This window comes from Streptomyces sp. NPDC005761 (assembly GCF_040630635.1).
Classification (GTDB): Bacteria; Actinomycetota; Actinomycetes; order Streptomycetales; family Streptomycetaceae; genus Streptomyces.
Window position 1 is genome coordinate 202,544 of the sequence record NZ_JBEXXX010000002.1, and the last position, 17,740, is coordinate 220,283.

A 17,740-nucleotide genomic window follows, 5' to 3' on the forward strand; every position below is an offset into this window, starting at 1 on the left:
GCTAGGCTGTCCTCCGCGTCGAATCCGGTCCTCACCGGCGGCTGACGCGGGGTGGGTTGCCCGAGCGGCCTAAGGGAACGGTCTTGAAAACCGTCGTGGCAGCGATGTCACCGTGGGTTCAAATCCCACACCCACCGCAGGTGAACGGCCCCTGACCAGTACGTATGGTCGGGGGCCGTTGCCATGCCCGGTCCCTGCCTGTCACCGCTGTTCCCCCTGGATTCCCGCTCTATCGGGCACGGAAGGGGCACGCGGGGGGGCACGGCTGGGCACTGCCTTTTGTAACTGGCGGGGTTCGCTTGTCAGCGGCTGATCGGGATCTCGTAGACGATCTCGCAGTGCGCTGCGGGCACCACGATGTCTGCTGTTTCCACGGGACGGCCCTGGTCGCTGTAGTACGTCCGCCGGATGTGCGTCACGAGTGCGGCCTTCTGGATGCCGAGTAGCGACGCCTCCTCGGCGGTCGCCTGCCGCGGCTCCGGCTGCTCCACCGCATGGCTGACGGTCACTCCGATCACGGCCATCCGGTTCACGACACCTGCCCCGGCGTGCGGCCCGCCCTCGGGGAGGACGACGAGTGTGCCGGCGGTGAGGTCGTACGGCTCCCAACTCGTCGACAGCTGCACCGGCCTGCCGTCCGCCAGGAACTCGTAGGTCGTCCGCACGCACAACTCGCCCTCGGCGATCCCCAGCCGCGCGGCGATCTTCGTCGGGGCCGGCACCTTCGCCTCGGTCCGGCTCTCCCAGTCGCTCTGCCTGCCGAGAGCCTTCATGTCCTGGCGAAACGGGGACCCCGTGGGCTGTTCGCGTGCGGACGACCGCACGACCCGAACCCGTTGCCGGGCTTCGGCGACGTAGGTGCCCGATCCGGCTCGGCCCTCCAGCACTCCCTGGGAGATCAGCAACTCCTGCGCCCGGCGCACCACGTTCTCGCCCACGCCGCACTCCTGGCCGATCTGCGCGCGGGAGGGGAGGCGGTCCCCCGGTTCCCAGACGTGCTCCGCGATGCGCTGCCGGAGTTCGTCGGCGATGCGGAGATACGGCGGTTGCTCAGACATATGGAAAATCTAGTCCACTAGCTCTAATCTAGTTAACTAGCTTCACTGAAAGTAATTGTCGGTGACGGAGGCTGCCCTGTGTCCGCTTCGGGAGTGACTGCGGCGGCCATCGCCGCCCGGCTGTCCGCCGCCGGGCTCCCCACGCGCGTGGAGGAGCACAACCGGTTCACGACGGTCGAGGCGGAAGTGCCGGAAACGCTCTCCGCCGAGTCATGGCGGGAGGTCCTGGACGTGGTGGCCGATGCCGATCGATTCGGACTCCTGGCCACCAGCTTGAACGGCCGCACCTTATGGGCGGTCGTACGCAAAACGGTCCCCACGACGGGCGATGTCGGGGGACCGGGCTATCAGCGATAGGAGCTGACCAGCATGCTCAACCGTATCCGCCGTGCCGCCTCGCTCACCAGAGAGCGGTACTTCCCCAAGGGCCGACACCGCCGTCCCTTACCGCCTTCCCGGCCGCTGGCCGTTCCCACCTCCGCCGCGTCGGCTAGCGCGTCAACCATCGCCATGGGCCAGGCTTCGGCTGGCGCTGTCCACCGTCGCCCCCTGAGGGGTGAGGACGTCGCGCTTGTCCGTCCGTACCTGCTGGCGTGGGAAGAGCGTGTACGAACGCGAGCGGTGGTCGTCGCGCCACGTCTGCCGGCCGATGCTTGGTCGGCCCTCGCGGGGGTTCGCTGATGCCTCCTCGTCGACAGGCGCGCGGCGCGGACACCACGTCCGTCCCCTACCGCTCGATCGCGTGCAGGATCGGCACGCACGTCTCCTGCGTTGAGTCCTCCCCGTTCTTGGCACCGATCGACGTCCCGGTGATCTACGAGTCGTGCGACTGCCTGTGCCACTCGACCCCCGAGCTGTCTGCGGTCGTGGAGGTGACGCTGTGAGGCCTCAAGTCCCCATCGGTGCCCTGGTTTCCCACATCGAGGTCACGGCGGCCACCGTGCAGCGCGGCGACATCATCCAACTCGGCGGCCAGGCATGCCGGGTGAGAGACCTTTTCCAGCTCCCTCAAGGGGCTAAGCAACTGGTCTTCCAGTCGGGCGAACTGCTTGCCATACACGCTCGTACTCGGCTCGTCGCCGTACGACTGGTGAGAAGGCGGTGACCGGCGCCGTGCCCTCTCGTCACCACGACATCGCCGACGATCTCCGCCACCAGATCACGACGGGCAGCATCAAGCCTGGCGAGCGCCTACCGTCCGAAGCCGGCCTGGCCGCCCGGTACAGGGTCAGCACAGTGACCCTGCGACGCGCCCTCGCCGCACTCCAGGGCGAAGGCCTCGTCGAGAAGATCCACGGCAAGGGCAACTACGTCCGCCGCCCACGCCGCAAGATCATGTATGTCGGCGGCTGGGGCACGCTGGACCCCTGGACCGCTGCTGAGCCAACGTTGCCCGTCACGGTTCGCAGCACCACGGTTCCGGCCTCCGTGCACCTGACGACGTTGCTGAAGGTGCCCACGGGCAGCCCCCTCGTGGAGTACTCCTGTCTCAGCCTTGAACATGGGTCGCCGCAGGGCCTGGCCCGCATCTACATCCCGCGCGACCTGGCCCCGGCCGGAGTGCTCGACGACGACTCCGCGTGGCGGGAGGCGGTCACGAGATTCGCAGTCCTTGGCCCGTCGCCGGCCACCATCCGAGAGACGGTCTGTGCCCGCTCTCCCACCCCAGACGAAGCGTTGGCACTCCGGATCGGCAACAACATGGCCGTTCTCGCGATCACGCGCATCGCCACCGACGCCGCCGGTCGCGTCGTTGAAGCCGCGCTCCTGGCCTTTCCGGGAGACCGAGTCGACGCCATCTTCACCGCCCACCACGTGCTCAACGAGAGGTCAAACCAAGGATGACGACACCGAACGAACTTCGGCTTCTCCCGTGGTCGGGCCCGGGGGACAAGCCCTGCTACCTGAGCACTGACAATCCGGACGGCTACATGTCCCGCCTCGCGGACGGCATCGAAGCCGTCCAACTCGGCACGGCAAGCCAGTTATTGGATGAAGCCTCAGAAGCTCTCGACAACCAGGACGCGTCCCTTGACGAGATGCGGTGCCTGGTCAGAGAGCTGACCGGGGCTTTGCGGGATGTCTACCGCGTCGCAACGAGCCGCGGCCACCTCCGGGCAACGAGTGATCCGCGTGGGTCCGCCTATTGATCCACGGCCACGCCGACCAGCACGGCAAGAGAAGCCCATGGCATCTGACCAGATCAGATGCCATGGGCTTCAGGTTTTGTCAGCCGACTTCCGTCGACCTTGGACGGCCTGAGGACTGCTTCGTCCCGAAGCAACTTGGACAGGAGCGTTGCATTGGGCCGGTGGGCGGTTCACCTGCGCTGACGGTTCACATCCTTCCGTGATTGTCCGCTGGTGTGCGGGCGGGTTGTCACGCAGTTAGACACGCAACCCTGCCTCGTGCTGATTGTCTGGGCTCAGGTAGTGACCCGCAGAGCGATAAGTCCGCTTGCGCTCTAAACCTAGAAACTTACGTCGCCCTGTACGTCCTTAATAGTTACAATCTTTCCAACGTTGGCTTGATCTGTCACAGTCACTTGACTGTTCAGCACCTCTTTCTGGCTGTATCCCTGCGTCTCCAGTACGGACAGCAAGTCACTGCGAAATCCAGAGTCGCTGTCCAAATAGCGGTCTAGCGCGGAACGTACATCGGCTTGCGCCGATGCACTAGAGGGGTCATCTTCGCAGCGCTGCAGGGCATCGAGCGCTTGCTGATCCCGCCCGAATTTGTTTCGCAGAAAGGCGGCAATACGAGTGGTCGTTCGCCAGGCCCCACTTCCAGCCTCAGCCAGGTATCCTCCAGCCAGCAAGGTTGCTACAGTCAAGGAAATAGGATCAGCCATGGTGTTTCCTTCGGTGTTGTGTTGTTGTTGTCGGGTCGGTCGATCTAATGACTTTCCAGAGGCTTGCGTTTTTCCGAGGTGACTCGCTCAGCCTCACGAGTAAATTCTAACGCCCTAACGGAATAAAATTCCGCCTTATCGGTGTCGCCTAGTTCTGTCCAGATAGAGGAAAGCTCTTGTGCTGTTTCGAGTGCTCTCTCATGTTGCTGCATGAGAACTTCCAAACGCATTTTTTCCGTGTATACTTTCGCGGCATCCTCTATGCGATCGAGTCCTCTCAGAGACACTCCTACCCTGCGTAGACATTGCGCGAGATGCTTTGCCGAACCGTATGATGTCGCAATATCTGCCGCCTCGCGGGCAAGGGAGAGCGCCTCGTCAATGTCCTCGTTCTTTTGAAGTGCTGCACTGCGGCAGAGCAGCACTTTTATCAGCTCAGGCACCCTGTCATGCTGGCGGGCGATATCTTGAGCTTTGTCCAGCAATTCAATAGCCCGGCCGAAATTTTCACGCCGCGTGTAGGAATCTGCCCAGCAGTGCAGCGTGTTGATCAAGCCTTCCGGCACCTCATCAATGCCGGCAGTATTGAGAATATCTGCGTACAGACAATCTGCTTCCTCGTACTCTTTCGCCTTTTCGTGCTTGTCCGCAAGAGTATGCAGGATCCATGCAATTCCTGACGTGTCATTCTGCTCACGTGCCAGTCTCAAAGCCTCCTCGTAAGTCGTGCTGGCCTCATCAGCCTTGCCCATGCGCTGGAGGACACCTGCTTTCCTCGCTAGCCGAATTTGAAGCGCTTTCTGATCCTTAGCGGCCCGCGTTTCGAAAATTGCTTTTTCGTAGGCGTCGATCGATTCTTCGAGCATGCCTGCAGCGGCCAAACAGGATGCCATGCCTTGGTAGGTGGTGCTAAGGGAATTTGAGTTGGCGCTAGCCTTTATGGCCAGTGCAAGTTCTTCCTGAAAATACCTTAGCGCTTTGTCGTGGCGCCCAATTTCGCTGTACAAATGCCCAAGTGCATGGAGGGCCCTAGCCTGGCCTGGCAAATGACCTAGCGCAGCGTATATCTCAACAGATTCACTGTAAGCAGACATGGCTCGACCGACGTCCCACTGGCCGCTTGAGGTCTTACCAATTTCCCATAGAACGTCGGCGCAACGTTCAAGGTTCTTCATTTCACGAAAGACCTTCAAGGAGTCTTCTAGATATGATCGGGCGTCATTGAACCGATTTAGATTCCTGCTTGCTTGGCCAAGTCCTCCGAGCATCAATGCTTCGCCTTCGCGAGCCCCGCATCTGCGCGCGGCTGCTAGGCCAGCCTTGTTGCACAGAATCCAGTCGCTATAATCACTTTCTACTGAATGGAAGTTGGCTAGGTGATCTGCTGTTTTCCAGCACAGGTAATCCCAATGGTTTTCATTGGCCAGCGATACGCCAGCCACAAGACCTGGTCTTTCTTGACGCACCCATTTACGGATGGATGGACTGTCACCTTCCAGGACTTCGAGGTGCCATTGAAGCAGGCGATGAAGAGATTCTGATACAGTCGCGGGTGAGTCTTGATCGACAGCCCTTTCTTTCGCGAAAAGGCGCATCAGGTCATGGATCTTGAACCTGTCGGGCATGTCGTCAGGACTGATCAAATGGCGATCTGCTAGGTCTTCCAGCGCATCTTCAACAAAATACTCGTCGGCATCAGTCAACCTGGCGACTGATTCCACGCTGAATGAGAATCCGAGAGTTAGTCCTACTGCGCGAAATATGCGCGATTGGACATCAGTTAGCGATTCGTAGGCCGTTGCGAAAACTGATCGAATTGCAATATCGTCAGCGCGCAGTACCTCTAGACGCCTCTGTTCGTCTCGCAGTCGACTCACCATTCGCGCCAATGGCCAGAGTGGACGCCTGAGCAACTGCGCTCCAGCGATGCGCAAAGCTAGTGGGAGTCGCCCACAGATCTCCGACAGTTCATGGGCTTCATCAATGCTGTCTGCGATACGGTTGGCACCAAGAAGTATTTTGAGGAACTGCGTGCATTCATCCAAATTCCATACGTCAACCGAGATGCTTTGTGCTCCCGGAAGCATGGCTAATGGGCGGCGGCTTGTGATCAGTGCAGCGCTGCGCGGCGATGTGGGAATCAAGTCGTTCACTTGTGCCGTGTCGGCTGCATCATCAAGGACTACGAGTATCGCCTTGGTCGCAACTAGTGTCCTGTAGGCGGTCACGAGACTTTCGTAATCGCCTGGAATCTCGTCGAACGTGACGCCTAGGTCCTTTAGGAAGCGCACCAGGACCTCATGGGGATCTGCTGGATTGGAACCTGCGCCGGCGAGTGTCGCATAGAGGATTCCGTCGGGAAATCTTTTCGACTGCCTATTCGCTGTCCTGATGGCGATTGACGTTTTCCCTACGCCGGCCATTCCGGAGATGACCCAAATGGCCGGGGTTTCGAGGTTAATTGCGAGAGATTCGTTAATCCTCTCGAATATTTCCTTGCGTCCGGTGAATTCAGGAATATCGCGTGGAATCTGTAGCGGATGTCTGCGCTGCTTGAGTTCCGGTCCGCTCAGGGATACATGGCCAGCGTGTTCGATCACCACAGCCTTGCCGACGGTTGCATGATCCGATATCCGGAGGTTGGTGCGCTCTTCTTCTTGCTGCATGTAGGACCCCGCTACTGAGATCTGGCCCGGCAAGGGTGAGGTGCGCATGCGCACCTCATGTAAGCGTACCGAGCAAGTTGGCAGTAGGTGTGGCTAACGTGAACGGGAAGCCGAGTCGGCGGAGCGGGTTTGGCCGGTGTCCTGCCCGGTTTGGGGTCGAGCATGATCAGGGGGCCGTACGCTGGCCGGCAACTCGGGCAGGCTGTGATCCTGCCCGGAATTTGAACGAGTGGCCCCCTGTTCTTGCTCGACGCGGGACCCGAACCGGGGAGGTGGCTAAAGCCGTGGAGCCGACCGCCCCAGCCACAGAGGGTGTCTCCCCACTTCATGCCCGCAGTCCCCGAGCGCGCCGCCGGGCGCGGCCAGCCGGGGCGGAGACAGGAGGCAGGCCGCGCCCGGCGGCGCGCGCCCGCGCTGTGCGCGGGTCTTGATGAAGTAGAGAAAGTCTTATCCCGTTGTGGTGAGTTGCTTGCCGTCGTGGCTTCGCACGTGAGGGCCGTTGCTGTCCAGGGCGTCCAGGAGTCTGATCGCGTAGACCTCGGACATGCGGTCGCTGACCTCGTCGGGCGTGAGCCAGGAGACGGCTGTCGACTCGCTTGATGTGCGCTCGGTGCCGCCGGAAGGCTTGCACCGGAAGACCAGGGCGACGATGCCTCGGGTCGTGTTCTTGTAGACGCCGGTGAGTTGGTCCACCTCGACGCGGATGCCTGTCTCTTCCCACACTTCGCGGGCTACGCCGGCTTCGGGTGTCTCGTTGAGTTCGAGGATGCCGCCGGGGAGCTCCCAGGTGCCGTTGTCGGCTCGGCGGATCGCCAGGAGGCGGCCGTCCTCGCGCACCACTACTCCGGCTACGGATACGGAGTGCAGGGGAGGGGGTGTCGCTTCCTGTGGTTGACTCATGTAGAGGAGCATAGGAGGCAGGGAAGGACTATGGGAACTGCGGCGGGAGGGGCCGGTTCCGGGCCTCGGTATGTGCAGATCGCTGACGACCTCGTGCAGCAGATCCGGGCGGGTGTTCTCAAGGCCGGCGACATGGTGCCGAGTGAATCCGAGCTGGTGGACCGCTACGGCGTCTCCGGAGGGACGATCCGTAAGGCCATGGTCGAGGTGCGGGCGAGTGGGCTCGTCGAGACTCGGCACGGCAAGGGCTCGATCGTGAAGAACCGGCCTCCCGTGCGGCACCGCTCCTCCGATCGATTCCGGCGCTCCCTTCGGCAGGGTGGCCAGGCCGCCTACCTCGCAGAGTCCGCACAGTCCGGCGCCACCGCAAAGGTCAGCGTTCTCTACATCGGCCCCATGGATGCGCCCGAGGATGCCGCCGAGCGCTTGGGCGTCCCTGCCGGTACGCAGGTGCTGGCTCGTCGGCGCATCTACTTCCGTAACGGCACTCCGGTCGAGACCGCTTCGTCCTATCTGCCCTGGGACGTGGTGAAGGAGATCCCGGAGCTGTTCGCCGAGAACCCCGGGGGCGGTGGCATCTACGCCCGACTCGAAGACTACGGGCATGAGTTCGCGGAGTTCGTCGAGACGCTGCAAGCGCGTCCGGCCTCGAAGTCGGAGGCGTCGCAGCTGGCGCTCAGCCCGGGTGCGCCCGTGGTTCACCTGATCCGGGAGGCCCGTACGACCGCGGGTCGCGTGGTCGAGGTGTGCGACACGCTCATGGCCGCTGACCAGTTCGTTTTCGAGTACCGGATCCCTGCCGGCGACTGACTCCCGCTCAACTCCCCTCAACCCGTCGCGAGTTCCTCTTCGCGGCGGGTTGACTCATGTACAGGAGTGATGCACTCTTCTTCATGTCACTCATACACATGAGTGGCGGAGTTCAGCATCTATAGAGGAGTGATCTGCTGTGCGTCAGATTCCCGTCGACACCTCCAGTGCGGTCGTGATGGTCGCCAAGACTCCGCAGGTCAAGGTGCGTGACCGTCGTACCGGTGAGATCGCCACCGACATGGAGACCGGTGCTCAGCTCATGACGGTGGACGTGATGTTCGCGGCGAACGAGGAGGTGGAGATCCTGTCCGTCACCGTTCCGGAGCCCGGGATCAGCGGTGAGCTGTCCATGGGTACGCCGGTCGCGCTCACCGGCCTGGTGGCCCGTCCGTGGGAGAACGACTTCAACGGCCAGCGGCGACACGGCATTGCGTTCCGCGCGGTCGCGGTCACCTCGCTCGCCGACGTCGCCGCCACTGGGTCGAAGGCGGCCTGATCATGACCGCCTTCACGGTCGTTCTGGTGCTGGTCGTCGCCGCTGCGGGTCTCCTGCGGTGGCGGCGCCCCGCCTGGTACTGGCTGGCCTTCGGGGTCACTCTGGCCGCGTTGCGGGTCCTGGCCCGGTACCGCTCGGTCATGGACGCGTGCGGGTTGACCGTTCCGCCGGCGCGGTGGCGGTTAGCCCTGGCTCGTGCCGCGAGTCGGCCGATACCTGAGCCCCGCCCGCCGCGCATTCGACGGCTACGGCCTACGCGCACCGGTCTGGTCCTGCGGCTCAAGCTCCGTCCCGGACAGGACGCTTTCGACATCGCCGCGGCCTCGGACCGGCTCCGGCACTCGTTCTCGATGTTCGGCGTGACCTCGCGTGAAGTGCGGTCCGGTGTCGTCGAGGTGCGGATGACCGGATACGACGTGCTCAAGCGGGTGCAGATGCCCGCCGAGACAGAGACCCGGCCGATGCGGGTACCCGTCGCCCTTCGGGAAGACGGGGCGGTGCACTACCGCGACTACCGGGCGATACCTCACGCCCTCACCCTCGGCGCCACGGAGTCAGGCAAGTCCGTCTACCAACGCAACCTGGTCGCCGGTCTCGCACCCATGGACGTTGCCCTCGTCGGCATCGACTGCAAGCAGGGAGTCGAACTCTTCCCGCTGGCCCGCCGGTTCTCCGCGCTGGCCGACAGCCCGGACACCGCCGCCGAACTCCTCGACGCACTCGTGGCCCGGATGGCAGACGTCTACCGCCTCATCCGGACCCAGCAGCGCATCACCGTCGATGTGCCGGACGCGGAGATCGCCGCCGACATCTGGGACCTGCCGGATGAGCTCCGCCCGACCCCGGTTGTCGTCCTGGTCGACGAGGTGGCAGAACTCGCCCTGTACGCAACGAAGGAGGAGGAACGGCGGCGGGACCGCATCATCACCGCCCTGGTCCGTCTCGCACAGCTCGGCCGCGCGGCCGGCATCTACCTCGAAATCTGCGGACAGCGCTTCGGCTCCGAACTCGGCAAGGGCATCACCATGCTCCGCGCCCAACTCACCGGCCGCACCGCCCACCGGCTCAACGACGAGACCTCCGCCAACATGGCCTTCGGCGACATCGCCCCGGACGCGGTCCTCGCCGCCATCCAGATTCCCGCCGACATGCGGGGCCTCGCCATCGCGGGCGACTCGTCCGGCGGGTGGCACCGCATCCGCGCTCCGCACACCTCGCTCCGGCAGGCCGTGAACCTCTGCAACCGGTACGCCGACCGCACCCCGGACCTGGCTGAGCTGGCCCCCTTCCGGCCTGCCGTGACTGCTCCGGTCACCGCTCTCGTGCCTTCGGCGAAGGCCTCTCCGGCCACCGCCTGATTTCTCTCCGATCCACCCGGTAGGCGCGACCGTCCTCGCGCCGGGTCCCTACCCCCTCCATGCCCAAAGAAGGGAGAACCGCCATGTGCCCGGACTGCGACGACTTCGCCCGGACCGTGCTCCTCCTCGGTCAACTTGCCCTGTACGCCGACATGGACGGCGCCGATCTCGACTTCGCGGACGCCGTCAGCTCGTCGCTCGCCGCGTCGCTGCCGGAGCCGCCGCAGGGCACGTTCCCGGATGACTCCGACCCCGCTGAGGGCTCCTGATGGGCGCCCGGCACGGTCTCCGGATCGACGCGGTGTTGATCCAGGCGGTCATCGCCGGAGCTCTGTCCTTCGCCCACCTGCACGACCTCGCCGCCGCGGCCGGACAGGACGGCTGGAAGGCATGGGCCTACCCGGTCAGCGTCGACCTCCTCCTTGTCGCCGCCTGGCGTCGGCTGCGTAGTGAGGGACCGTCCCGGCTGGCCTGGTGCTGGTTCCTGGTCGCACTGTTCGCCTCGCTCGGTGCCAACGTCGCCACCGCCGGCTTTCTCGACCTGGCCGACCCGCCCGCACCACTCCGCCTCGGCATCGCCGGATGGCCTGCGCTCGCCTTCCTCGGCGGCACCCTCCTCGCGCACTCGTCGGGGGAGTCGGAGCCGGTTCCGCCGGCCACCGTCGCGGACGCGGAGGACATCGGGCCCGTCCCTGCGCCTGACGCCGTCCCGGCCCCGCCCCCGGATGAGGAAGCCACTACGCCTCCGGCCCTGCCATCACCCCCGGCACCGCAGGTCCCCGCCGCACTGGTCGACCACGCCCGCAAGGTCGCCGAGGAGTACCGCACGCGCACCGGCTCTCCGATCGACACGGACACTCTCCGCGCCCGCCTCGGCGTCCCGCCCCACCTCGCCGACGCCATCGCCGCCCGCCTCAGCTGACCGCAAAGGAGAACAGAAATGACCAACGACCCCGCCGACTTGACCGTGGCCGACTACCTCGACGGAGCACGGGACATGGCCGCGGCCGGACGCTCCTTCCTCGCCCACCTGCTCGCCGAGGAAGCCGCACGACGCGTCGACGACCCGGCCACCGCCCGCAACATTCGCGCCCAGTACCCCGACCCCACGACCGACAAGGGCTGACCGGCATGCCCGCCCGCGACAGCTTCCACTCCGTGATGCGGATTGGCCCCGTGCAGATCGGCACCCACCGCGACCGCACCGGCCGCACCGCCCACGCCGCCGTCTGCACCGCCGACCGCTGCGGCTGGTCCGCCGACTACTCCAGCCGGACCGCCGCCCAACTCGCCGCTCGCACCCACCGCTGCACCGTCCGTTAGGAGACAGCGTCCATGGACGTCCCCCTCTGGTTCGCCCTGCTGGCTGTCGGCTACCTCGGCATCAAGCTCTTCCGCCCGCCGCTGTGGCTGATCTGCGTGCTCCTCCTCGGCGGCTACCTCCTCGCCGACAGCCTCTTCGCCTCCGTCATCGACACCGCCGTCAAGTAGCCCGCACCCGGGAGAGGAGAACCAACCATGTTCCAGCCCAAGATCCCGACCATGCCCCAGCCCACCGGCCTGGTCACCCCGCCCGCCGCCATCCAGCCGACCACCATCACCCCGGGTACGCCTGGCCCGGCACCCGCTGCCGCCCCGGCGCCTTCCCGGTCGGTCGTCCAGCTCACCCCCGGCACCGCGGTCGCGCTCGTCGGCGCAGGCACCGCCGTCGTCCTGGTCGTGGGCGTCGTCTTGGTCTCGCTGCTCCTGGCGGTCGCCATCACCAGCGCTTCGGTCGCCGTCTGCGCGGTCGTCCTGCCCTCCCTGATCGCCTCGGACGCCAAACGCCACTGACCGGCCCCCGGGTGGCCTCGATACCGCCAAGCATCCGCCGCCCGGGAGCTGTCCCCACCGATCGATCTCGCAACCGGAAGGAATCCCCAGCATGGCCCACCGGGCCTCACCCTCGGCACAGAAGCCGTCCATGCCCGCCCCAACGCTCGACCCGGCCGTCCTCGGGGACGTCCTCCGGGTGGCCTCGGCCTCCGACTACACCCGCTGGGAGGATCAGATTCGCCGTACCGGCGGCTGCGCCGACCCGGTCCACCTGAGCGGCTGGGTAACCCACAAAGACAAGATCAGCGGCGAAACCCTGCACCGCTACTCCACCGCGTACGAACCGGGCGGGCGCCTCCGTATCGCCTGTGGCAACCGCCGCGCCTCCCGCTGCCCCTCCTGCGCGTGGACCTACGCGGGCGACACCTACCACCTGATCCGCGCCGGCCTCGCCGGAGACGACCGCCGCGACATCCCCGCCACCGTCCGCGACCACCCGCGCGTCTTCGCCACCCTCACCGCCCCGTCGTTCGGCCCGGTCCACAACCGCCCCGACCGCGGCGCCTGCCGCTGCGGCACCCCGCACGCCACCGACGCCCCGGACCTCGGCACCGCCCTTGATCCGGACTCCTACGACTACGCGGGCGCCGTGCTCTTCAACAACCATGCCGGGCAGCTCTGGCAGCGCTTCACCACCCGACTCCGCCGCGAACTCGCCACCCGTGCGGGCATCCGACGCTCCGAGCTCGGCGACCATCTCCGCGTCTCCTTCGGCAAGGTCGCCGAATTCCAGAAGCGCGGAGCCCTCCACTTCCACGCCGTCGTACGCCTCGACGGCCCGGACGGACCCGGCACACCGCCACCCGCCTGGGCCACGGTCGACGCCCTCACCGACGCGATACGAGCCGCCGCCTCGCACTCGTACACCTCGGTCTCGGTCCCGGCTGCCTGTGACCAGCCTTCCCGGACGTTCCGTTGGGGCCGACAGCTCGACGTCCGCCCGGTCAAAGCCTTCGGCGACGGCTCCGATGTCACCGAACAGGCAGTCGCCTCCTACGTGGCCAAGTACGCCACCAAAGCCGCCGAGAACACCGGCACCCTGGACCGCCGCATCGGCGAGCTCGCCGAACTCGACCGCCACCGCGTCCCCGATCACACCCGTCGGCTCATCACCGCATGCCGTGAGCTCGACCACCTCTATCCGGACCGGCGCCTCTGGGCATGGGCGCACATGCTCGGCTTCCGCGGCCACTTCTCGTCGAAGTCGCGTACGTACTCCACGACCCTCGGCGCCCTCCGCCAGGAACGCGCCGACTACCGCGCCGCCCAGGAAGCGCCCGCCCTCGGCCTCGCCGACCGCGAACCGGACACCGTCCTCGTCCTGGCCGATTGGCAGTACATCGGCCACGGGCACACCCCCGGCGAAGGGGCCCTTGCCGCCACCATCGCCCGTGATCTCCAGACCAACCGTGAGAGCGCCCGCGAGGCACTGAACGGTCGCACCGCCGACGAAGGGGAGTGGTGACCGTGGACCGACTGCTCACCGTGGGCCAGGTCGCCGAACGCCTCGGCACCGGTCTCCGCTTCCCGCGTCGGCTCATCGAGGAACGTCGCATCGCATTCGTCAAGGTCGGCCGACACGTCCGCATCCGGGAGAGTGCCGTGGACGAGTACGTCAGTGCCCACACGGTGGCACCGATCATCCTGCGGCCCGCCTCGCCGTACCGGCGGGCAGCCTGATGGCCGGCAAGCGCAAGTCCCGCCGCACCTTCGGCCGGATCCGCAAGCTGCCGTCCGGCCGCTTTCAGGCTCGATACCCGGGGCCTGACGGCGTGCTGCGCTTCGCTGATCGAACGTTCGCCACCACGACGGACGCCGATCGCTGGCTGGCACGGAAGCGCATAGAGATGGAAGAGGGCCGCTGGCTCGACCCTGCCGAGGGAAAGACCACCGTCCGCGACTGGTCGGCACGCTGGCTCGCCGCTGTCTCCCCGCAGCTGAAGCACAAAACGCAGGCCTCGTATCGGTCCCTGATCAACTCTCTGATCGTTCCGGCTCTCGGTGACCGTGAGCTGTCCAGCCTCCGGCCGATCACCGTCGTCGAGTGGGTCGGCTCGATGAAGACTCGGGGGCTCAGCGCGTCGCGGATCAGGCAGGCGTACCGGGTGCTCTCGCAGATCATGCGGGCAGCGGTCGACAACGAGATGATCGGGCAGACCCCGTGCAGGGGCGTGAAGTTACCTCGGATGCCGCAGACCGAGCCACACATCCTCACGCCGCTGGAAGCTTCGAGGGTTGTCCGGAGCGCGGCCAAGCCGCATGACCTGCTGGTCTCCTTGCTTGCCTACGCGGGTCTGCGGGTCGGTGAGGCGTTCGCGCTGCGGCGGGCTGACATCGACGTACTCGGGGGCCTGGTCGTCGTTGACGAGAACCTGGCGGAAGCGAACGGCACCCTCGTCTTCGACACTCCCAAGTCCCATCAGAAACGAGTCCTGCGGATCGGGCCCTCGCTCGCGTCGCGGATCGGCCGGCACCTGGAGACGCTGTCGGGTGGAGAGGAGGCTCTCCTCTTCGTCACGCCCGGTGGCAAGCCTCTGCGCTACAACCAGTGGCGCAAGGCGTACTTCGACCCTGCGGTGGCGGCGGCCGGGCTGACCGACGTCACTCCGCATGATCTCCGCGCCTCGCATGGCACATGGGTTGCCGACCGGTACGGCGTGATGACTGCAGCTCACCGGCTCGGGCACTCGAACGCGAGCGTGACCACCCGGCACTACGCTCGGCCGGTAGTCGGGCGCGACGACCAGGTAGCAGAAGCTGCCGATTCCTGGTTCATAGGGTGCAACCCCGAGCGCGGGACGCTTGGTGGGGACGAGTGAAAACGGCTCCGGAGGCGCTTGGGCCCGCTTGAGCAGCGTATTGGTCACCTAATTGAGTGAACACTTGTGCACTCAATTAGGTGACCACTTAATTGGCAACTAATTCCCGCGAAACTATGTGCGCGCTAATTCGGCGCGCTAATCTCGTGTCACATCGAGTGCATCTCAGATGTACTTGGGGTGGGCCAGGCTTCAGTTGCTTGGCAACCACCACAGTGGACGTGCCCCCCGACCATGCTGTCAGTGCAGTGCGAGGGGCCGCCCGTTGGAGTCAGCGGCCGCGTGTCAGCATCCAGACCAGGGCTGCGGAAGCGGTAGCTCCTACTACCTCAACCGACACCTGGTAGAGCCAGTGCTGCACGCGGTCGCTCGTCGTTTCAGACCGCAGTCGTGTGCGCATGGCTCTCAGGGCTTCAGCGAACTGCTGTCGCAGTCCTGCCCAACTGGATCGCAGCGCCTCGATGAGGCGCCGCCACATTCGCGCGATGCGCATGGCACAACCCTTCTCTTGTTGAGTCAACTGAGCGCTCAAGAGAGGGATATGGACCCGCGAAAAGTATGTCCGACTCGTTCGCCCCGTGTCTCACGGATCGATGGAATGGTCGGAGCCCGTCGAAGGGGTCTGAGCCGGCCCCATGGGGCACGCTGCGGGCACGACGGCAATCAAGGTGCCGGATTCGAGGAGCTAGTTGCGGGCTGACCTGCGCCTTGTGCGGTGACGCCACCGATGGCCGACCGGTCTTGAAAACCGTCGTGGCAGCGATGTCACCGTGGGTTCAAATCCCACACCCACCGCAGGTGAACGGCCCCTGACCAGTACGTATGGTCGGGGGCCGTTGGCATGCCCGGTCCCTGCCGGGCACCGCTGCCCCCTGGTTTCCCGCTCTCGGGGCTCGGCAGGGGGACACGGGGGCGGCTGGGCGCCGCCTCTTGTAGCCGTTGGGGTCCGCCCGTCACCCGTATGATCTCCGCGTCTCGCACGGAACACGGGCGGCGGACCGGTACGGCGTGACGACCGCTGCGCCCCGGCTCGGGTACTCGAACGCGAGCGTCACCACCGGCAGCACGCCCGACGGGTCGCCGGCCGCGACGACCAAGTGGCGGAGGCGTCGGACTTTTGGTCAGCGGGTCGGACGCCAGAAGTGGCGGCTCTGCGGAAGGCACTTCGGACTGACGTCCCCGCCCCACTCACTCGGTTCAGCGGCCCCGGACCACGAACGTGGTGGGGGACGTGGCGCGTCGCTCACGGGGACTCACTGGACGGTCGCGCTGCTCGATATCGTCAGATCTGATCGCGCTGCCTCGTGAAGCACGTTGAGCGCCTCTACCAACGGAACACGGCGGAGTTCGGCTACGCCGCTGGAGAGGGACCGGGCCGTGCGGAGCAACTCCCAGGTCCGCTGATTGACCGAGTGGGCAGCGGTGGCAGCCTTCTCGTTGCTCAGCAGGACGAAGGTCTCGAAGAGGATCGATCTCTTGTTCTCGCTCTCCTCCATCTCGTACAACGCGTCCGTTGCGTCCGTCCCTTGGTCGCGGGCCCGCCCGGCAGCCATGGCGGCCCTTTGGATTTCTTTGATGCACGTCAGGTATTCGATGTACGTGTCGAGCTTCCGCTCGTCCCACCGCGTGGCCATCTCCCGGCGGAACCTGGCCCGTTCAGCCACGGTTGTTGCGAAGTAGGAAGTCAGGGCGCCGATGAGGACGCCGACCAAGGTGAAGATCTGGGTGGCCATGATTGACAACGTACCTTCGCGACGGGCCGCGGTCCGGGGCATTCAAGAGGCCGATCTCCGGTCAGCGGGCACGATCACGTCCGTGGCGCACGTAGCGTTCATGCCATCGTTGACGATGACTTCCACTGGGGCCCTCATACCCCTCTGAACTGCGCGGGAGACCTGAAGCCGCGCGACCGGCGAACGACGGCCTGACGTGACGCGCCGCATCCCGCCCAGCAGCTCCGGGCGGACTTCGAGGGCGGCTGGGCTCATCGTGGCGGCTCGCAGCGGGTCGTGGTGAGGCGGGCGGCCGAGGCGATGGTGGCCCGGGCCTCGTGTTCGGGGAGGCCGGTGCGGACGGCGGCGCGGGTGAGGGCGTCGGCCAACGTGTCGCCGAAGCCGTGTTCGTAGGCGCGGCAGGCCGCCCAGAAGAGCCGGGTGTTGCGCTGGCCCTCGTCCGCGGCCAGGACGAACTGGACCAGGCCGCGGCCCTGGTCGGGATGGCCTGGGTGCCGACTGGGGCGGGCAGGGGGTGTCAGCAGCTGCAGGAGGGCGCTCGGGCAGGGTGCGGGCGGGAGAGTGCCGGTGCCGGGTACGAGGCGGTAGGCGCCGCGGGCGGTGACCGAGCCGGGCCCGACCAGGTAGCCGCCGACGCCGCGAATGTCGATGCCGGGGGCGAGGCGGCCGGCGGAGTTGGGGACGGACACGTCGGGCGGGCCGGACAGCCAGATGTGACGGCCGCCGCTGGGGGTGAGCACAGTGACGGTCGGCGGGATGGTGAACAGATGCTGCAGGGCGAGTTGCTGCAGGGCCGCTACTGAATCGTTCCTACCGGTGGTGTCGATGTCGAGGTCGACGCCGATGAGGTGGTGCGGGGCCCGTCCGCAGGCGATGCCGTAGCCGGTGGCCCAGGGGGCGGCGGCGAAGAGGGCGCGTACGGCGGCAGGGTCGGTGGTGGCGTCGTGGACGCCGTGCCCCGGACGGCCACAGGCGCCCTGGCAGCCGGACGAAGGGCTCTCGTCACGGTGTGGGGAGCGCAGGGCGGGGAGTTTGGTGGCGGACAGGGGTATGACGGGGAGCCCGTGCTCGGCGGCGGAGAGCGCGTGGGCCAGGGCCAGGGTGGCGGCACGCCGATCGGTGGTGGCCATGCTTCTATGTTCGTACTAACGTTCGAATAAGGGAAGGGGTG

23 protein-coding genes and 2 tRNA genes are annotated in these 17,740 nt (G+C 65.9%); 19 read left to right on the top strand and 6 right to left on the bottom strand.

The window, feature by feature from the left end; translation table 11 throughout:
• The first annotated feature begins 50 nt into the window (after positions 1 to 50).
• A tRNA-Ser gene (locus ABZ434_RS03045) sits at positions 51 to 137 on the top strand.
• Positions 138 to 302: 165 nt separating this feature from the next.
• Here the strand turns inward: ABZ434_RS03045 and ABZ434_RS03050 are convergent.
• Positions 303 to 1,058 carry a GntR family transcriptional regulator gene (locus ABZ434_RS03050; protein ID WP_359131673.1) on the bottom strand — a complete coding sequence of 252 codons (756 nt, stop codon included), beginning with the start codon at positions 1,056 to 1,058 and terminating at the stop codon, positions 303 to 305.
• Between the two features lie 78 nt (positions 1,059 to 1,136).
• Between ABZ434_RS03050 and ABZ434_RS03055 the strand changes: the two genes are divergently transcribed.
• From ABZ434_RS03055 to ABZ434_RS03075, 5 genes are all read left to right on the top strand, one after another.
• Positions 1,137 to 1,415, top strand: a complete 279-nt coding sequence (locus ABZ434_RS03055; RefSeq protein WP_359131674.1) for a hypothetical protein — start codon at positions 1,137 to 1,139, stop codon at positions 1,413 to 1,415.
• Positions 1,416 to 1,738: 323 nt separating this feature from the next.
• Complete coding sequence (locus ABZ434_RS03060; protein WP_359131676.1) at positions 1,739 to 1,942, top strand: hypothetical protein; 204 nt, start codon at positions 1,739 to 1,741, stop codon at positions 1,940 to 1,942.
• Positions 1,939 to 2,163 (top strand): hypothetical protein, encoded by a 225-nt coding sequence (locus ABZ434_RS03065; protein ID WP_359131677.1) that lies wholly within the window; start codon positions 1,939 to 1,941, stop codon positions 2,161 to 2,163. Before ABZ434_RS03060 ends, ABZ434_RS03065 begins: the two co-directional genes overlap by 4 nt.
• A complete protein-coding gene (locus tag ABZ434_RS03070) occupies positions 2,160 to 2,903 on the top strand; it encodes a GntR family transcriptional regulator (RefSeq protein WP_359131679.1) in 744 nt (247 codons plus the stop codon). The genes ABZ434_RS03065 and ABZ434_RS03070 overlap by 4 nt, the downstream gene beginning before the upstream one ends.
• On the top strand, positions 2,900 to 3,208 hold the full coding sequence (locus ABZ434_RS03075; protein WP_359131680.1) for a hypothetical protein: 309 nt from the start codon (positions 2,900 to 2,902) through the stop codon (positions 3,206 to 3,208). The genes ABZ434_RS03070 and ABZ434_RS03075 overlap by 4 nt, the downstream gene beginning before the upstream one ends.
• A gap of 320 nt (positions 3,209 to 3,528) precedes the next feature.
• Here the strand turns inward: ABZ434_RS03075 and ABZ434_RS03080 are convergent, their stop codons facing one another.
• The 3 genes from ABZ434_RS03080 to ABZ434_RS03090 all read right to left on the bottom strand — a co-directional run bounded on the left by ABZ434_RS03080 (position 3,529) and on the right by ABZ434_RS03090 (position 7,487).
• Complete coding sequence (locus ABZ434_RS03080) at positions 3,529 to 3,909, bottom strand: hypothetical protein (RefSeq protein WP_359131681.1); 381 nt, start codon at positions 3,907 to 3,909, stop codon at positions 3,529 to 3,531.
• A gap of 44 nt (positions 3,910 to 3,953) precedes the next feature.
• Positions 3,954 to 6,623 (bottom strand): tetratricopeptide repeat protein, encoded by a 2,670-nt coding sequence (locus tag ABZ434_RS03085; RefSeq protein ID WP_359131875.1) that lies wholly within the window; start codon positions 6,621 to 6,623, stop codon positions 3,954 to 3,956.
• A 399-nt stretch (positions 6,624 to 7,022) separates the two neighbouring features.
• Positions 7,023 to 7,487, bottom strand: a complete 465-nt coding sequence (locus ABZ434_RS03090) for an NUDIX domain-containing protein (RefSeq protein ID WP_359131682.1) — start codon at positions 7,485 to 7,487, stop codon at positions 7,023 to 7,025.
• A gap of 18 nt (positions 7,488 to 7,505) precedes the next feature.
• Here ABZ434_RS03090 and ABZ434_RS03095 point away from each other — a divergent pair, with 18 nt between their 5' ends.
• The 13 genes from ABZ434_RS03095 (at position 7,506) to ABZ434_RS03155 (ending at position 15,633) form a co-directional block, all read left to right on the top strand.
• On the top strand, positions 7,506 to 8,285 hold the full coding sequence (locus ABZ434_RS03095) for a GntR family transcriptional regulator (protein WP_359131683.1): 780 nt from the start codon (positions 7,506 to 7,508) through the stop codon (positions 8,283 to 8,285).
• 139 nt (positions 8,286 to 8,424) lie between these two features.
• Positions 8,425 to 8,784: a hypothetical protein gene (locus ABZ434_RS03100; RefSeq protein WP_359131684.1), complete on the top strand. Its 360-nt coding sequence runs from the start codon at positions 8,425 to 8,427 to the stop codon at positions 8,782 to 8,784.
• 2 nt (positions 8,785 to 8,786) lie between these two features.
• Positions 8,787 to 10,142, top strand: coding sequence for an FtsK/SpoIIIE domain-containing protein (locus tag ABZ434_RS03105; RefSeq protein ID WP_359131686.1), 1,356 nt, complete (start codon positions 8,787 to 8,789; stop codon positions 10,140 to 10,142).
• An 83-nt stretch (positions 10,143 to 10,225) separates the two neighbouring features.
• On the top strand, positions 10,226 to 10,411 hold the full coding sequence (locus ABZ434_RS03110) for a hypothetical protein (RefSeq protein WP_359131688.1): 186 nt from the start codon (positions 10,226 to 10,228) through the stop codon (positions 10,409 to 10,411).
• Positions 10,411 to 11,064: a DUF2637 domain-containing protein gene (locus ABZ434_RS03115; RefSeq protein ID WP_359131689.1), complete on the top strand. Its 654-nt coding sequence runs from the start codon at positions 10,411 to 10,413 to the stop codon at positions 11,062 to 11,064. The genes ABZ434_RS03110 and ABZ434_RS03115 overlap by 1 nt, the downstream gene beginning before the upstream one ends.
• An 18-nt stretch (positions 11,065 to 11,082) precedes the next feature.
• Complete coding sequence (locus tag ABZ434_RS03120; protein WP_359131691.1) at positions 11,083 to 11,268, top strand: hypothetical protein; 186 nt, start codon at positions 11,083 to 11,085, stop codon at positions 11,266 to 11,268.
• A gap of 5 nt (positions 11,269 to 11,273) precedes the next feature.
• Positions 11,274 to 11,465, top strand: coding sequence for a mobile element transfer protein (locus ABZ434_RS03125; protein ID WP_003967784.1), 192 nt, complete (start codon positions 11,274 to 11,276; stop codon positions 11,463 to 11,465).
• Positions 11,466 to 11,477: 12 nt separating this feature from the next.
• Complete coding sequence (locus ABZ434_RS03130; RefSeq protein ID WP_328895177.1) at positions 11,478 to 11,633, top strand: hypothetical protein; 156 nt, start codon at positions 11,478 to 11,480, stop codon at positions 11,631 to 11,633.
• A gap of 27 nt (positions 11,634 to 11,660) precedes the next feature.
• Complete coding sequence (locus ABZ434_RS03135; RefSeq protein WP_359131693.1) at positions 11,661 to 11,975, top strand: SpdD-like protein; 315 nt, start codon at positions 11,661 to 11,663, stop codon at positions 11,973 to 11,975.
• 91 nt (positions 11,976 to 12,066) lie between these two features.
• Positions 12,067 to 13,482 carry a replication initiator protein RepSA gene (repSA, locus tag ABZ434_RS03140; protein ID WP_359131695.1) on the top strand — a complete coding sequence of 472 codons (1,416 nt, stop codon included), beginning with the start codon at positions 12,067 to 12,069 and terminating at the stop codon, positions 13,480 to 13,482.
• Positions 13,476 to 13,697 (top strand): helix-turn-helix domain-containing protein, encoded by a 222-nt coding sequence (locus ABZ434_RS03145; protein ID WP_359131697.1) that lies wholly within the window; start codon positions 13,476 to 13,478, stop codon positions 13,695 to 13,697. Before repSA ends, ABZ434_RS03145 begins: the two co-directional genes overlap by 7 nt.
• Positions 13,697 to 14,836, top strand: coding sequence for a tyrosine-type recombinase/integrase (locus ABZ434_RS03150; protein ID WP_359131699.1), 1,140 nt, complete (start codon positions 13,697 to 13,699; stop codon positions 14,834 to 14,836). The genes ABZ434_RS03145 and ABZ434_RS03150 overlap by 1 nt, the downstream gene beginning before the upstream one ends.
• Positions 14,837 to 15,548: 712 nt before the next feature.
• Positions 15,549 to 15,633 (top strand) — tRNA-Ser (locus tag ABZ434_RS03155).
• A 456-nt stretch (positions 15,634 to 16,089) separates the two neighbouring features.
• Here ABZ434_RS03155 and ABZ434_RS03160 read toward each other — a convergent pair.
• Together ABZ434_RS03160 and ABZ434_RS03165 are read right to left on the bottom strand one after the other, a co-directional pair.
• Positions 16,090 to 16,569, bottom strand: a complete 480-nt coding sequence (locus ABZ434_RS03160) for a hypothetical protein (protein ID WP_359131701.1) — start codon at positions 16,567 to 16,569, stop codon at positions 16,090 to 16,092.
• Between the two features lie 251 nt (positions 16,570 to 16,820).
• On the bottom strand, positions 16,821 to 17,699 hold the full coding sequence (locus ABZ434_RS03165) for a bifunctional DNA primase/polymerase (protein WP_359131702.1): 879 nt from the start codon (positions 17,697 to 17,699) through the stop codon (positions 16,821 to 16,823).
• Positions 17,700 to 17,740: the final 41 nt, after the last annotated feature.

Coding starts and splice junctions, on each gene's coding strand:
- ABZ434_RS03125 (WP_003967784.1), top strand. CDS start 11,274: ATGCCCGCCCGCGACAGCTTCCACTCCGTGATGCGGATTGGCCCCGTG.
- ABZ434_RS03130 (WP_328895177.1), top strand. CDS start 11,478: ATGGACGTCCCCCTCTGGTTCGCCCTGCTGGCTGTCGGCTACCTCGGC.
- ABZ434_RS03075 (WP_359131680.1), top strand. CDS start 2,900: ATGACGACACCGAACGAACTTCGGCTTCTCCCGTGGTCGGGCCCGGGG.
- ABZ434_RS03095 (WP_359131683.1), top strand. CDS start 7,506: ATGGGAACTGCGGCGGGAGGGGCCGGTTCCGGGCCTCGGTATGTGCAG.
- ABZ434_RS03120 (WP_359131691.1), top strand. CDS start 11,083: ATGACCAACGACCCCGCCGACTTGACCGTGGCCGACTACCTCGACGGA.
- ABZ434_RS03105 (WP_359131686.1), top strand. CDS start 8,787: ATGACCGCCTTCACGGTCGTTCTGGTGCTGGTCGTCGCCGCTGCGGGT.
- ABZ434_RS03060 (WP_359131676.1), top strand. CDS start 1,739: ATGCCTCCTCGTCGACAGGCGCGCGGCGCGGACACCACGTCCGTCCCC.
- ABZ434_RS03115 (WP_359131689.1), top strand. CDS start 10,411: ATGGGCGCCCGGCACGGTCTCCGGATCGACGCGGTGTTGATCCAGGCG.
- ABZ434_RS03135 (WP_359131693.1), top strand. CDS start 11,661: ATGTTCCAGCCCAAGATCCCGACCATGCCCCAGCCCACCGGCCTGGTC.
- ABZ434_RS03160 (WP_359131701.1), bottom strand. CDS start 16,569: ATGGCCACCCAGATCTTCACCTTGGTCGGCGTCCTCATCGGCGCCCTG.
- repSA (WP_359131695.1), top strand. CDS start 12,067: ATGGCCCACCGGGCCTCACCCTCGGCACAGAAGCCGTCCATGCCCGCC.
- ABZ434_RS03085 (WP_359131875.1), bottom strand. CDS start 6,623: ATGCGCACCTCACCCTTGCCGGGCCAGATCTCAGTAGCGGGGTCCTAC.
- ABZ434_RS03050 (WP_359131673.1), bottom strand. CDS start 1,058: ATGTCTGAGCAACCGCCGTATCTCCGCATCGCCGACGAACTCCGGCAG.
- ABZ434_RS03080 (WP_359131681.1), bottom strand. CDS start 3,909: ATGGCTGATCCTATTTCCTTGACTGTAGCAACCTTGCTGGCTGGAGGA.
- ABZ434_RS03150 (WP_359131699.1), top strand. CDS start 13,697: ATGGCCGGCAAGCGCAAGTCCCGCCGCACCTTCGGCCGGATCCGCAAG.
- ABZ434_RS03090 (WP_359131682.1), bottom strand. CDS start 7,487: ATGCTCCTCTACATGAGTCAACCACAGGAAGCGACACCCCCTCCCCTG.
- ABZ434_RS03110 (WP_359131688.1), top strand. CDS start 10,226: ATGTGCCCGGACTGCGACGACTTCGCCCGGACCGTGCTCCTCCTCGGT.
- ABZ434_RS03165 (WP_359131702.1), bottom strand. CDS start 17,699: ATGGCCACCACCGATCGGCGTGCCGCCACCCTGGCCCTGGCCCACGCG.